The organism is Adhaeribacter rhizoryzae (assembly GCF_008629685.1).
In the GTDB taxonomy this organism is placed as follows: domain Bacteria; phylum Bacteroidota; class Bacteroidia; order Cytophagales; family Hymenobacteraceae; genus Adhaeribacter; species Adhaeribacter rhizoryzae.
Map to the genome: position 1 here is coordinate 199,217 of NZ_VWSF01000006.1, position 14,306 is coordinate 213,522.

Consider the following 14,306-nt stretch of genomic DNA (forward strand, 5'->3'; position numbering starts at 1 on the left):
TGCTGCTAAAAATTGAATATTTTACTTATACAATCCTTTAAAATAGAAATGAAGATATTTAGAAAAAAAATAACCGCCGGCTTAATCTTGCCGGTGGTATCTTTTTTTGCTGGTACCCAAGTTGCTACGGCCCAGAAATTTGTATTGCCCGTGCTCCCCGACACCCAGATAGAAGTAAGAGCCAGGCCCGATATGCTGCATAGCCAGCTAAATTGGTTGGTACAAAAAAAAGATTCGTTAAAAATGCCCATGGTGCTGCACGTAGGCGATGTTGTTGATTATGATAATATTACGCATTACGAAACGGCCAGCAAAGCCTTTAAAATATTAGATAGTGCGCGCCTAGGCTATGCCTTGGCCGTTGGCAACCACGACACCGAAGCCGTAGGTGAAAATAGCGGTAGCGCAGCGCCGGGTAATGTGAACCAGAATTTGCGCAAAACCACCAAATTCAACACGTACTTTCCGGTTAGTAGGTTTACTATGCAAAAGGGGCGGTACGAAGAAAACAAAAGCGATAATGCGTATTATACCTTTAAAGCCGGCAAATTAAAATGGCTGGTATTAACCTTAGAATTCTGCGCCCGCCAGGGCCCGGTAGATTGGGCCAATAAAGTAATTGCGGCCAACCCCAAGCACAACGTTATTATTTTAACCCATTTCCACCTCACCTCTAAAGGAGAAATTAACCAAACCAATGCCGGCTACGGCGACTTAACCACGCAAGCCATTTACGACAAGATGATTAAAAAGCATAAAAACGTCCGGATGGTTTTAAGCGGGCACGTGGTAACTTCGGCTACCCGCGTAGACAAAGGCGAACACGGCAATAATATTTACCAGATATTGCAGAATTATCAATCCATAGATTCGGGTGGAGGTTACATCCGGTTGCTCGAAATAGACCGCAAAGCCAAAACCATTTCGGGCAAGATGTATTCGCCGTACTACAAAACTGAGAAAAACGATGCTTCTAAATTCACCTTTACCGATGTAGATTTTTTAGGCAAAAGATAACGCTGCAAAAGGAGTTTAGTAATTAATTTAAAGAAGGTTTATTCTTCTGTTCTCATTAGATTAACTTCTTCAAGTAAATAAAAAGCCTGCAAATAAAATATTTGCAGGCTTTTTATTTATTAGGTTAAAATTATTAGCGAACAATTACCAACTTACGGGTTTTTACATAACTACCAACTTTTAACTGGTAACTATATATGCCACTGGCCAAACTGCTGGCATTTAATATATAAGTGTGGTTGCCGGCCGGCTTATGCTCCTTCATCAGCAGCCTGACTTGCTTGCCTAAGTTGTCATAAAGTGTCAGTTCTACGGGTGCTTCTTCCGGAATGGTAAATTCAATAGTGGTGGTAGCCGAGAACGGATTAGGCTTATTCTGAGCTAGAGCATAGCCGTTTTCTAAGTACTGGTTGCTAAAATTGAGTAAGTAGGGGTTTACCATAGCCCCAACAATTTTATCGGTCACGAAAGCTACCCCTTTGTTTTCGGCTATTATTTGTTCACCGGTGTTGCTATTGAATATTCTAAACTCAATTATTTCCCCGGCATCAGCGGGTTCGCCGTAGATGGTTAGGTAAATACGGTTGGCTTTGAGGTTAGGCATATATTCGGCTTGCGTAAACCCACGGCACACTCCTTTAATGTAAGCACCTACCGAATACTGGTCATTTGCGACAGGCATGCCGTTGAGGTTCAGCATACCCGTCAGGGTCATGGTGTATTCGTACTGGTGCTCATTCACTTCAAAGTTAGAACCATCGGTGGCTTTGCGGCGATATGTTAAGCTGGCCGGTGCCGAAATTTTTAGCTTGTAGCTCTGGCCGGGGTCCATTGTTTTTAAATCGCCGAGCCAGGCATTCACCGATGTGGCGTAAGTAGCAAAAGAGGTAAAGCTTTTTAAGAAATCATCATTCTTAGGCACAAACGTATTACCCAAGGCTGTTTTAATAGCAGCGTTCATAATTTTTGGATAGCCAATCCAGTTCCAGCCGCCGGTTAACGAAACAGGGGTAAAGGTTGTTGGCGTAGTACCAACCAGGCGTAGCGTATCGGGTTTATCTGATAAATATACCATATAGCCACTGGTTAAATTAACCGTCTTCAAGGTACCGCTCCAGCCAGATTGTGGCGAAAAGTCGGTAAAACTAGTCTGGTTTTTTATAGTTATGTTATTGCCGGAGGCCAGTAAACTGCTAAATACTTTTTCGCGGCTCATATCTGGGGTAGACACATTAAAGGATACCCAGTTCCAGCCTTTTTGCAGCGGAATTACCTGGAAAGTACCTTCTGAATGCAGGATGTAAGGCGCATTGGCATTTCCGGTTATACCATCAGCCACAAAAGCTGGTTTTTCCAAAGCGCCGTATTCCACACCGGTTAAAGCATTCCACATCCGGAAAGTAATAGTTTCTTTGCCGGCGCCGGCTTCGTTACTGTAAACAGTAAGGAAGGCTGCATATTTGCCCGGCATGTTATCTATTTCCCGAATTTTGGCTACCCCCCGGGGCACACCATTCACAAAGGCGGCAATAACATCGCGCTTATCTGTAGAAGTAGGCGTGTTGGCAGGCGGATTACTCAAGGTATACTGTACCACCATATTCATGGAGTAACTGTAAGCGGCTGGATTCACACGCCAGGCTACTGGTATGGCCATTAGTTCTAATTTAACCGGTAAGGCTTCCATAAAGCCATCTATTTCGGCATTAATTATACCTTCGTAAATACCTGGCTTTAATTCATCACTAATAGCAAATTCCAGTGGGAAGACGCCGTAAGGTTGTATTACACCTTTTTGCGCAGAAGGAGTAAGCCAAGCGGGGTAACTGCTTAATTTGAAAGCTTTGCTAACTTCTGCGGTATTTTTAAGCTCAGCTTTTAACTTAATACCAGCGCCAATAGTAACTGCAGCCGCCAGGGTTTCGGGGTCCCAGAAAACGGGTTTTACATTTACTTTAAACGACCAAACTGTTGGATATTTCTGAATATTGCCGGCATTGTCTTCAACACCACTTACCGTTGCCGTCAGTTCTACGCCAGCCAGAGAAATATCGTTAATAGCTGTTTCGGGATTGGTTTTAATAATTAAGGTATTGCCGGAACACTGTACTTTAATATCCAGCGTAGCACCGGTATCATTTCGGATCAGAGCTACTTTAGAACTAAAATTCTGCGAACAATTAATTGTTTTATCGAAGGTTACACTAATATTTTGCCCTTGCCTTAAAAAGTTATCGGCGGGAGACGGGGTACCGAAGGGCGCCACCGAGGCTCGATCAATATTTCCTTTTAGCACTTCCGAGTAAGTTGTCTGACCTAAGGTTTCGCACGTTGCAAACGCCCTTATCTCGTACTTACCATCCGCAAACTTTGCTAAATCCGATACATCCCAGATGTAATCTTTAAACTGATCGATAAGTTGCGCCTTCGGAATGGTGGTTGCTGTTTCCCAGGTTTTACCTTCGGCCCGGTACTGTAAACCAACCGAAGTAAAAGTAGGATTATTTACATCATAACCCGTAAGCGTAACCGTCATCTTATTGGCACTGCCCTGGTTAATCAGCCAGTTGTCGCCGGGTTTACTAATTTGTACGGTACTGCACTGGCTCTGGAAATTAACGGAGATAGAAACTGTATCGGTATTCACAAAAGAGCCCCCGTTCTGGAAGATGGCATATTCGCATTCGGGGTACATCATTAGTTGTATGTCTTTGTAGTTGAAAGCGTATGGCCCTCTTTCTACCGTAATGGTTATGGGAATAGATGGTCCGGGCTGCAGGAAGAACACAACCGGGGTCGTATTAATAATCTGGCCTCCCATCCGGATAATGGCACCATCCATATTGGTAGCCGGCACTACCCGCACGGCATATTCCCGGCCTTCCTCACTTTCGTTTACGTTGGCAATATTTGCTACAAATACGGCGGGCTCGTTAGCGGGCACATTGCTAACGGTATAGCGGTTAAGGTCTATCTGGGGTTTATCGCGGGTTTGGGTACCGGGCTCGTTGGGGCAACTACTGGTACCGGCATTTAGCTTAAACAGCGGAGTATTGTAGCGCGGGTCATTGTATATATCCACGCTAAAAAAATCACCAATATCATCATCATCCAAATGATAACCAATGGTGGTGCTTTTGGCAATACTGGTATTGGTGGTAGTCTGGCTCGACCATTTAAAATTGATTAGGGCACCCAAATCGGCAGATAAGAAGCCCCCTAAGTAGGCAAATCCGCCAATGGCAACATCTTCATCGATAAAGGTAGAGAAATCATAGGTGGTGGTATTTTCGGTAGATTTTGTGATTACTGATGTAAACGGTGCGCCGGCACTGAACGAACGGTTTTCGACAAAGTGCTGCTGCGAGATTTCTTCTCGTTGCTTATCATTATTATCGAGCACTTGCTGCCACACGTTAATAGAGCTGTTTAACATTTGTACCGTATCTTTTGCCGACTGCAAACCGGTACGGGTAGCTCTTTTCTCGCTTATTTCTTTTAAGCGCTTTAATTGGGTAAGAATATTATAACGAATCTGATAATCGGTATAAGTATAAGTGGTGGCAATAGATTCGGGATTCCAGTAAATAGATACATCCGGCACTACCTGGCAATTTTCTACTTTTACAATATCAATCAGCCCGTAACGAATGTTGTAAGAAGCGCCTACGAATACATCGCCTTGCGAGCCGGTAAATACATTGGTATTAGCCGTAGAAAGTTGCTGCGTAGCGGTAATGGTAGTGGCTAAGGCATCGCCGTTAATGGTGGTTTCCCCGTTTAATAATTGGGTATCAAATTTAATACCGGCCCCAAATTCCGGCACAAATGGGAGGCCACTAACCCCGCCGCCTATTTTTAGGTTAACGAAAGCACCGGTTTCTTTTGAATTAGTAACTGCCGTTTGGGTAATAAAAGTATAAGAAGAGTCTTTCTGCAGATAGCTGTAACTTAAATCGCCCATTGGGTCGTGCAATATTAAATGAGGGAGTTCGGGCGTGCGGGTTACAAAAGTGCCAGACCGCGGTTTGCCCCCTGTTACAATAACACTAAAAGAAGCGGTTACGGGCACCGCAGCGCCTGCTTTAGCCGTTACTTCAAACCTTTTCCTATACGGCGCTACAATGTTGGGTAATCCGGTTTTAAGCGAATAAGTAACCATGCCATTGCCTGCCGGTATATTAAAAACTCCTTTGTCACCAACATCATCGGTAATTTGCAGCTCGCCATCGTTTACCAAACAGCTGGTATTTAAGTAAGTATTAATTTCCCTTACCTCAATTTTTATTGGGTACAAGAAATGCTGTTCCATTACATAGTCGTTGTTGCACTTGGTATTGGGCAAATCTTTGAACGTTACAGATAAGCCTTCGTGAAATACAAAAGGCGCTTTACGCGTAACAGCTACATTATTTACTATTTCCGGTTGGGTCAGGTCTAATTCAATGCGGCCCTGAGCGCCCATTTGTTTTAAAATATTTCTGTTGTTATGAGAAGTTTCTTCAATTTGCAGGGAATATTTCTGGGCGGGTAATTCAATTTGCTGGCTGCTGCCGTTAACCGTAATGGTTTGGTTATAACAATAAGTATCGGGCGTCGCCGGATCGGCTACCGAACGGATATTTACTTTAAAAGATGCCGTTACGGCATCGCCACAGCCCGAAAGTAAACTTATCAGTACTTTCTCTTTTTGCGTGTCCGTAAAATTTACGGTTACCAATTCCGTAGTAATCGTTACATTTTCGGATGCTTTGTTAAAAGTATGATGGTAAAAGTCGGGTTTCACATTGTAGGTGCCTTCATTCTCCACGTTAATCAGGTACTTACCTTCTATGTTCGTCCGGTTACCAATATCTTTTCCGTCCAGGAGCATGCTTACGCCTGCCACTGGACATCCGTTGGGGTCGGCTACCGTTCCGGCAATGGTATAAACCGTATTATCTTTAAAATTCACCCCATTTACCACATACAGGTTCTGATCCAAAGTTCTTTTGTGGGTAATCGGGTCGAACTCATGATCGCCTTTGGATGGCGTTAGGGTAAATTCTGCATTATTGAAATAGTAAATATTCTTAATCTCGTAGTACCCGGCGGCATCGGTTACAGCTTTAAACTCAATAGTAGTACCATTGTGATTGTAGGAGGAGATTGAAGTTCCGTTCACCACACCGGTAGCTACTACCGTTACGCCGGCCACGTTGGCCCCGAATTTAGATTGTACCGTGCCGCTTATTTTACCATTAGGCATTATATAGCCAGTATTGTCGTAAGAAGGAAAAGTTCGGCCGTCTTTAATCGGGGTAAGGCGGTAGGTATATGCATACCCCGGAATGGCGGTGTTATCGTTGTAAAAGGTGGCGTTTTTGTTTAAAATTTCTACCTCTTCAAAAGCCGATGAATTAGGTACGCTGCGCTCAATCCGGATATTGTCGGCAAAGGAAGAAATATTGACCCATTCCATACGTACCCGGTTGGTAAAGTCTCCGTCTGAAGCTGTAAGGTTCATGGATTTGGAGGCCCCTGTTACCACAACGCCCGCGGATTCGTGAACTCCCCACTTGGTTGAATAAGTACGTAAGGAGTAGCTATGAGTCGCGCCCGGGTTTACGGAAGCGTCTTTCCAGGACCGCTGATCCCCGTTGGCCGTATCAATCAGGATTCCATCCCGGTAGATCCGGTAAACTGAATTTGAATCCGGAATATCAGTACCCTTACTCCATTTTAGTTCTATGTAATCAAACCCCGCTTGATTGGATGCCGTTACGTTGGTTGGGTTTTTGATAGCAACCGTAGAGGCGGCTCCTTCCACACTATAACCCGGCGCATTATGTTCTTCTTCGTTCATAGCCCTGGGAAAACCGCTCCAAACCCAGGTTAAACAGCCGCCCGAAGGGTAGCCTTCCTGATACCTTATACTCCCATAACCATTTTGACCTGGCCCTACAGCTATTTTTTTTGAGTCGTTATTTTGCAGCTTGGTGTCGCCTCTGTCAACAAAATAAATATCTGGATTTGAATTATTTGGTTTATACCAAATCTCAAGAACTGGCTCCTTTTCACTACCGCAATTTACTACATCCAATCCTTCCCAGGTATAGGTAAGGTAGTAATCCGAGCCTTTACTATTTATAGTAGTGAGCAAATCAGGGTACACCCGCTGCGCATTAGCAAAAAAAGAACTTGTAAATAGCAGTATGGTCAGGGAATAGAAAAGAAATAATTTAAACTTCTTTTCTGCCGGAAAAAGCCTTAAATAATTAATCTTTTTCTGCTTATCGGGTAAATGTCGCATCATAATTTTAAATTTAAGTTGATTGAATTATTGAAAAATAAAGGGTGAACGGAATGGTAGAATATTTGCTGGAAAAGGGAAATTGATTATAAATACAAAAAGCTTCAGTAGAGTAATAACAGGAGCGTGCGTGCTATGCCGGAATATTTGTAAATAATTGTTTAACTAAGTTTTAGAGGTAAGCCCTAAACCTGGTTTTGGTATAAGCGTGGCGGCAATACTGCAGTACTTTATCTGGCTCTGAAATATGCGAATAGCTTTGTTCTCCGCCTTATTTCTGTAGCTTTTAGCAACTGCTTGCTTTTAAGAACAAGTTTAAACAAACCAGTATAATTAATATTAAGCAGTATTTATCCTGGTTTTATGCTGCTTTGGTAAAGATTAAAATTTGTAAACTTTATTAGGTAAAATTAGATTTTAGTTAGAGGGAGCGTTAGTAAAAATCAGACAATATTTACAACAAATTGGCCAAAAGCGGCCTTTTAAAGTAAATTCAGGGCTTTATTGTGGAGAAATATCTGAAAACAGAGGGTTTGACTATGATTGCTTAATTTGGGATAATACGTAGTGGGAAGGAGAAACAGCAAATTGCTCTTTAAAACATTTAGAAAAATAAGAAAGTCCCTCGAAGCCGGTTAAGTCAGCAACCTCCGAAACAGAATGACCTTCCTGTAAAAGTACAGCGGCTTTACGCAGCCGGTAAGTCCGGATAAGGTTATTGGCATTCATAACCGTAATGGCCGATAACTTGCGATGCAGGGTTCGGGTACTCACATTCATTTCTGAAGCCAGCTGCTCAACGGCAAACGTAGCATTACCAAGTTCGCGTTCTAATATTTGGTATATTTTCAGCAGAAAAGGGTCTTCTGTCGGCTTCTCCGGTAAGTTCTCCGGCATAATTTCCGGGGCTGACTGCCCATATTTTTGGTGCCAATACAAGCGTAAGGTATTCTGGTAATTCAGCCAGTTAGCTACCCGTAAGTGCAGTTCCTGCAGGTTAAAAGGTTTAGTTAAGTAATCGTTGGCACCGGAAGAAAGCCCTTGTACGCGATTATTTGTTGAGGTCTGCGCCGTTAATAATATTACGGCAATGTGGGTGGTAAGAGGCGTACTTTTTATTTTTTGGCACAGCGAGAAACCGTCCATCTGGGGCATCGTTACGTCGGTAATTATCAGGTCGGGCAGTTCCTGCTGGGTTAGTTGCCAGCCTTCAGCGCCATTAGTGGCCGTTATTACCCGGTATTTGCTGCCTAGTTCCTGCGAAATAAAAGTAAGTAGTTCATCGTGGTCTTCTACTACCAATATTAAAGGTGCATCTGTTGCAACTTGGGGTAGGGGTTCTGAAGCAATTTCTGCTGCCGGCAAAATAATATTGGGGGTACTTTCCTGCCAGGATGAAACCAAATTATCGGCTATTCGCACCGGTAAAGTTATGGTAAAGGTTGTTCCTTTTTCTGCCTGGCTCTCTACTTGCACGTGCCCGCCCAATAATTCGGTTAGTTCTTTTACCAGAAAAAGGCCCAGGCCCGAGCCAGCCAAAGTTTGGGTGCGGAAATCGTTTACCTGGTAAAACCGGTCGAATACAAAAGGTAATTGCGCTGCCGGAATACCAATGCCATTATCAGTTACCCGCAGGCAAAGTAAATCTTCTTTTTCGCCGACCGTGCTACAGGTTAGTTCTAACTGCACTGTTCCGGCTGCCGGAGTAAATTTAAGCGCATTAGAAAGCAGGTTATAAATAATTATATCGAGTTTTTCTGCGTCGAAAAAGTATTGGGTATTATTATTTTCGGGAGCGTACTGCAACTGAATATTTTTTTTCTGGGCTTGTAAGCGAAAGGTTTCTACTAATTGCCCAATAAATACAACTACATCGGCCTGTTTTTCATTTACGCCCAAACTGCCGGCTTCCAGTTTAGCCGAATCCAGCAATTGGTTTATCAGGCGCAGCAAGCGTTGCGCATTCTGGTGAATAATATTGTGCTGCTGCCTGATTATTGTTGGGGGCGGTAGCATTGGTTGCATCCGTAATTGTTCCAATGGATTAATAATTAGCGTTAACGGCGTGCGAAATTCATGGGTAATATTGGTAAAGAATTGGGTTTTTAGTTGGTTTAGCTCTTCCAGTTTTGCCTTTTGCAGGTGTTCCAAGGCCAACTTATTTTGCAGGCGAATGCGGTTCAGCCGAAACCAGAATAGCGTACCAATAATACCTAATATTAACAGGGCGTATACCACGTAAGCAACCGTAGAAAGATAAAATGCCTGCCCTACCAAAATTGGTATTTGCAATTCTTTTCCCCAATAGCCATTGCTGCTCTTCGCTTTCAGGCTTAAGGTATAATGGCCGGCCGGCAAACCGGCCAGTTGAATATAGTTTATGCTGCCAATATTTTGCCATTCGTTTGTAAGGCCGGCTAGCTTATAAGCAAACTGGTTATTAGCATTAGCGGGTTCAAAATCATTTTTAAGTGCAAAATATAGGGTGACAAATTTATCCTGGTAATGAAGGTTAATTTGTTTTAAGTTGCTGATGGCTAAAGTAGTTTCTTCTATTTTGTTTTGCTGGCCCTTGTGCTGCACTAGCTTTGTGAGCATAACCTGGGTTGCTTGCTTGGCAGGCAAAAATTTAGTTGGGTTAAAATAAATAATGCCATCCATCGAGCCAAAATACAAATTGCCATCTTTGCCAACTAAAGCCGAACCTTGGTTAAATTCATTTGTAAGCAGGCCGTCGGCGGTATGAAAATTCCGGAAAGATTTGCGTTTTATATCCAGGCGCGATAAACCATTGTAAGTGCTTATCCACAACTGATTTTCTGCACCCGGCAAAATGGCACATACTTTATCATCGGCTAAACCGTCCTGTACCGTATATTGTGCTTCAACCCGGCCATTCTCCGGATTAAATACATTTATGCCGCCGCCTTTGGTGCCCAACCACAAATTGCCGGCGGGGTCTTCGTAAATACAATTAATAAAATTATGCGTTAACCGGCCTTGCTTAGTACCGGGGCTAGTAGCCGCAAAATGTTTAATTAAGCCCTGCTCTTTTTGGATGCGGTATAACCCGTAATCGGTGCCTAACCAAATAGATTTATCGCGGCCCTGATGAATGGCCAATATTTGTAAAAGCGGAAAACTTTTCTTTTCGGGGCCCCAGTTAAAAAGTTGCGCCTGACCGGTTTGCGGGTTTAGCGTATACAAATTATTATAACCGCCCAGCCATAGTTGCCCTTGGGTATCTTTTAATACAGAATAATTATGGGTAGATACTATAGGCGCTTTGTTTTTAGCCGGAGCCTTGGGTTTATTTAAGTAAGGCGTAAATGTTTTGTTAGCCAAATTAAAATGCAGCAGGCCTAAAGATTCGGTAGCCATCCAAATGCTACTATCGTTACCCGGCACCAGCGCGCGGGCCAGCGGGTTAACCCAGGTATTATTTTGTTTTATTTTATACTCTTTAAATTTATTCAGAGCCGGGTTGTACTCAAAGAAGCCGCTATAACTGCCTATAAATAAATGGTTATTGGCTGATTGCAACATACCCCGCGTACTAAAATAAGGATAAGCGCCCATACCTTTGGGCAAAGAAATGGTTTTAAAAAAGCTTTCCTGGTTATTTAATTTATAAACACCAAAATACGAACCAAACCAGAGTTGATCGTTCTGGTCTTCGTAAATGCATTCTATCTGAAAATAACTGGCACCGCTTTGCATAAAGGGGGCGGTAAAATCTTCCAGCTGTTTAGTTATAGGGTCGAAACGGAAAAGCTCACTTTGGGTAACCAGCCACAGAAAATTTCTTTTATCCTGGTGAACGTAATGAATCGGATTTTTAATTAAACCCAGTTGTGCCACATCACCCAAGGAGATAAATTTATTTTTATCTGGGTTGTAAGTGTAAATAGTGTGGTCTTTCACGTACAATTGGCTGTTTTTATTTGCAAAGAGCGCTATTGGTTGCCTGTTGGCCGGCAACGAAAAATCGTTGCGTACCTGCCCTTGCAAATTCAGCATCCGGAAACCATGTTGTTCATCGGCTATCCACAAATGTTGCTTTTCGTCTTCGGCTATATTCTGCACAATTCGCTGCAAACCGGTAAAATCAGGCGCAAAAGAATTGGCAACCTGCAAAAAAGATTTTTCATCCCCCGACCGATACAAGTAACCATCATCGGCACTGCACCAGATAGCGCCATCGTGGGTTTGGGTAATGGCGTATATTACTTTTTTAGCTGCAGTTACTGCCACAGAAGTAGCCAGATAGGTACTAATAGATTTACGGTCGGGGCTTAAACGTTGCAGGCCATTGCCGGTACCAATCCAAAGGTTGGCCTGGCGGTCTTCGTAAAGGGCCAGCACTAAATCAGAAGCTAAACGAATATTGCCGGTATTGGTACTTATTTTTACGGTATTGTTGCCATCATAACGTAGTAAGCCGCTTTCGGTGCCAAACCACATAAAGCCAAATTTATCCTTTAAAATACACTTTACTTTGTACCCATCTAAGTTGGCTATTTTGAGGAAAGATTTTTTAGGAGATGTTGCTGCACCCTGGGCGGCATCAGTACGATTTATGAAGCAACTTAGACTTACCAGCACTAAGAGCCATTTTATATAAATCATATATTTTAAATTCAGCGCATCAACAGTTTATTTGTTGATCGAAAGATTATTAAAGATATTAGTATATTAAAAATTAACCAAGGAATATTATATTTTAATGTTGGTGGTAGCTTTGTTTTAAGCTGAATATATTTTAAATATCTAAAAAGGCGGCTCTGTTTATAGCAATGGAATAGCTTTAGGCAAGCGTATGTGCAAATGCGAAATATTGGTAAACCCAACCCAAAATAGGACAGTTAAAAGTTTAAATCTAAGTTATTGTTAGCAGGATGCCGCCAGGAAATAATGTTAAGGTTTATTTTTGAAAGTGGTAGTAAACAGGCAAGCTAAAAAATAAACCAAGTTCAAATATTACACTTTCTAATGCGCTGATCTATTACATAAGTGCAAGCTGCTGCTTACTAAATTATTAAATATTTAAGTTTTTTGAGGTAAATATGAATTAAGGTAAATTTTTTACTATTGTAGTAGGCTTGGTTTTTTAACCATTGATATTCAATAAATTAAAGTTTAAAGCCATATTATTTGCTAATTTTTTAAAAACTGGCGGAAGCATAAATAAATTTAACAAGAATATAGTAAACATTAAATGTTAAATAATTTGTCAGTATAATTATCTTAGTGTAATTTTATCGCTGGAATGACAAAGGCAGCATTGAAATATTTTCTGAGCCTGGGTATACTCTTATTGAGCGTATATGGTAACCTGTATGCGCATGGCAATAAGGTGTGTAATTGCCATTCTTTTAAAAGTACGCTGGTAAGCGCTGAGCAATCCAGATTTAGCGCCGGACAAAATACCCAGTTCCAGAGCATTAAAGCAACGCTATCGGTTACAGAAAGCGAAAACTGTAAAATAATTGCGGCGGAAATTGAGGAAGAAAAACACGAATGGATTTCTTTCAAAAAGTATTTAGCCCAAAGTAATTACTTTACTACGCTTTTTTACGTCCTCGCATTCGGCTACTTCAGCCTCTTCATTAAAAAATGTTTAGATTCGTTTAAGCACGCGCTTTATTTTTCCACTATTAAGTGGTTCCTGCTGTTTCGGGTTATCCGAATTTGATTTAATCTGCAAGTTGCCGGCAACTTAAAATTGCCCAACCTTTCTCCTCTTAGTTTTTACAACCCTGCTTCTGTTAGCATTTGCTAATAAGAATGCCTTCCTGTATGGTGTTTGTACCTCTTACAAGGGTAACACACACCGGTATTTATTATACATACTTCTTTAAAAACTACCTAATTACCCCTTATAACATCTTAAAACCTTAATTCACGTGAAAAGAATTTTCATGCTCATGGGCATGTGTGCCTTGTTTTGCTACACAAGTTGCCAATCTAAAAAAGAAGAAAAAGAGGAGAAAACCACTTTTCTGGTAACCAGTCCCTTAAAAAAAGACACTTTAATTACAAAGGAATACGTCAGTCAGATTCATGCCATCAGCCACATCGAAATCAGGGCTTTGGAGAAAGGCTACTTACAGAAAATTTTTGTAGACGAAGGCCAATCGGTGAGAAAAGGGCAACTCATGTTCCAGATTATGCCCACCATGTACCAGGCCGAACTGCAAAAAGCACAGGCCGAAGCCAGCTTTGCGAATATTGAATACCAGAATACGCAAAAGCTTGCCCAAAGCAACATTGTGGCGCCTAACGAACTGGCAATGGCAAAAGCTAAATTAAACAAAGCAAAAGCCGAAGTAACCTTAGCCCAGGTGCATTTAGGCTTTACCCAAATAAAAGCGCCTTTCGATGGCATCATGGACCATTTCCAGGTACGGTTAGGCAGCCTGGTAGACGAAGGCGATTTGCTTACTACTTTATCTGACAACAGCCAGATGTGGGTATATTTTAATGTGCCCGAAGCCGAATATTTAGACTATAAAACCAGCCTGAAAACCGAGAATCAGACCAAAGTAAAGCTGATGATGGCGAACCAGCAGGTGTTTGAATTTCCGGGTAAAGTAGAAACCATTGAAGCCGATTTTAACAACGAAACCGGAAATATTGCTTTCCGGGCTACTTTTCCTAACCCCAAAGGCTTATTGCGCCACGGCGAAACCGGCAATATTTTAATGGAAGTTCCCATGAAAAATGCCCTCCTGGTTCCGCAGAAAGCTACCTTCGAAGTGCTGGATAAAAAATACGTGTACGTGGTAGATAAAGACAATGTATTGCGGTCGCGGGAGATTTCCGTAGCCGCCGAATTGCCGCACATTTTTGTAGTTCAAAAAGGCCTGGCGCCAGACGATAAAATTCTGCTGGAAGGCTTGCGACTGGTACGGGAAAACGAAAAAATCCATACCAAATTCGTGGCACCGGCTAAGGTTATGTCTGAATTAGAATTATATGCCGAATAATCAAATAT

The 14,306-nt window shown here is 42.1% G+C and carries 5 protein-coding genes; 3 read left to right on the forward strand and 2 right to left on the reverse strand.

Going from position 1 to position 14,306, the window contains the following annotated elements; genetic code table 11:
* The first annotated feature begins 48 nt into the window (after positions 1–48).
* Positions 49–1,017 (forward strand): metallophosphoesterase, encoded by a 969-nt coding sequence (locus tag F0145_RS10575; RefSeq protein WP_150088370.1) that lies wholly within the window; start codon positions 49–51, stop codon positions 1,015–1,017.
* Between the two features lie 133 nt (positions 1,018–1,150).
* Here F0145_RS10575 and F0145_RS10580 read toward each other — a convergent pair whose 3' ends face one another.
* Positions 1,151–7,312 carry a T9SS type A sorting domain-containing protein gene (locus tag F0145_RS10580; RefSeq protein WP_150088371.1) on the reverse strand — a complete coding sequence of 2,054 codons (6,162 nt, stop codon included), beginning with the start codon at positions 7,310–7,312 and terminating at the stop codon, positions 1,151–1,153.
* Positions 7,313–7,846: 534 nt separating this feature from the next.
* The gene (locus tag F0145_RS10585) at positions 7,847–11,938 is read right to left on the reverse strand and encodes a hybrid sensor histidine kinase/response regulator transcription factor (protein ID WP_150088372.1); all 4,092 of its coding nucleotides are present in this window, start codon (positions 11,936–11,938) and stop codon (positions 7,847–7,849) included.
* Between the two features lie 640 nt (positions 11,939–12,578).
* Between F0145_RS10585 and F0145_RS10590 the strand changes: the two genes are divergently transcribed.
* Complete coding sequence (locus F0145_RS10590; RefSeq protein ID WP_150088373.1) at positions 12,579–13,004, forward strand: hypothetical protein; 426 nt, start codon at positions 12,579–12,581, stop codon at positions 13,002–13,004.
* Between the two features lie 226 nt (positions 13,005–13,230).
* Entirely contained in the window at positions 13,231–14,298 is a 1,068-nt protein-coding gene (locus F0145_RS10595) for an efflux RND transporter periplasmic adaptor subunit (protein ID WP_150088421.1), read from the forward strand.
* Positions 14,299–14,306: the final 8 nt, after the last annotated feature.

Bases quoted from the DNA above. Each gene is read 5' to 3' on its own strand.
- F0145_RS10575 (WP_150088370.1), top strand. From the start codon at position 49: ATGAAGATATTTAGAAAAAAAATAACCGCCGGCTTAATCTTGCCGGTG.
- F0145_RS10580 (WP_150088371.1), bottom strand. From the start codon at position 7,312: ATGATGCGACATTTACCCGATAAGCAGAAAAAGATTAATTATTTAAGG.
- F0145_RS10585 (WP_150088372.1), bottom strand. From the start codon at position 11,938: ATGATTTATATAAAATGGCTCTTAGTGCTGGTAAGTCTAAGTTGCTTC.
- F0145_RS10590 (WP_150088373.1), top strand. From the start codon at position 12,579: ATGACAAAGGCAGCATTGAAATATTTTCTGAGCCTGGGTATACTCTTA.
- F0145_RS10595 (WP_150088421.1), top strand. From the start codon at position 13,231: ATGCTCATGGGCATGTGTGCCTTGTTTTGCTACACAAGTTGCCAATCT.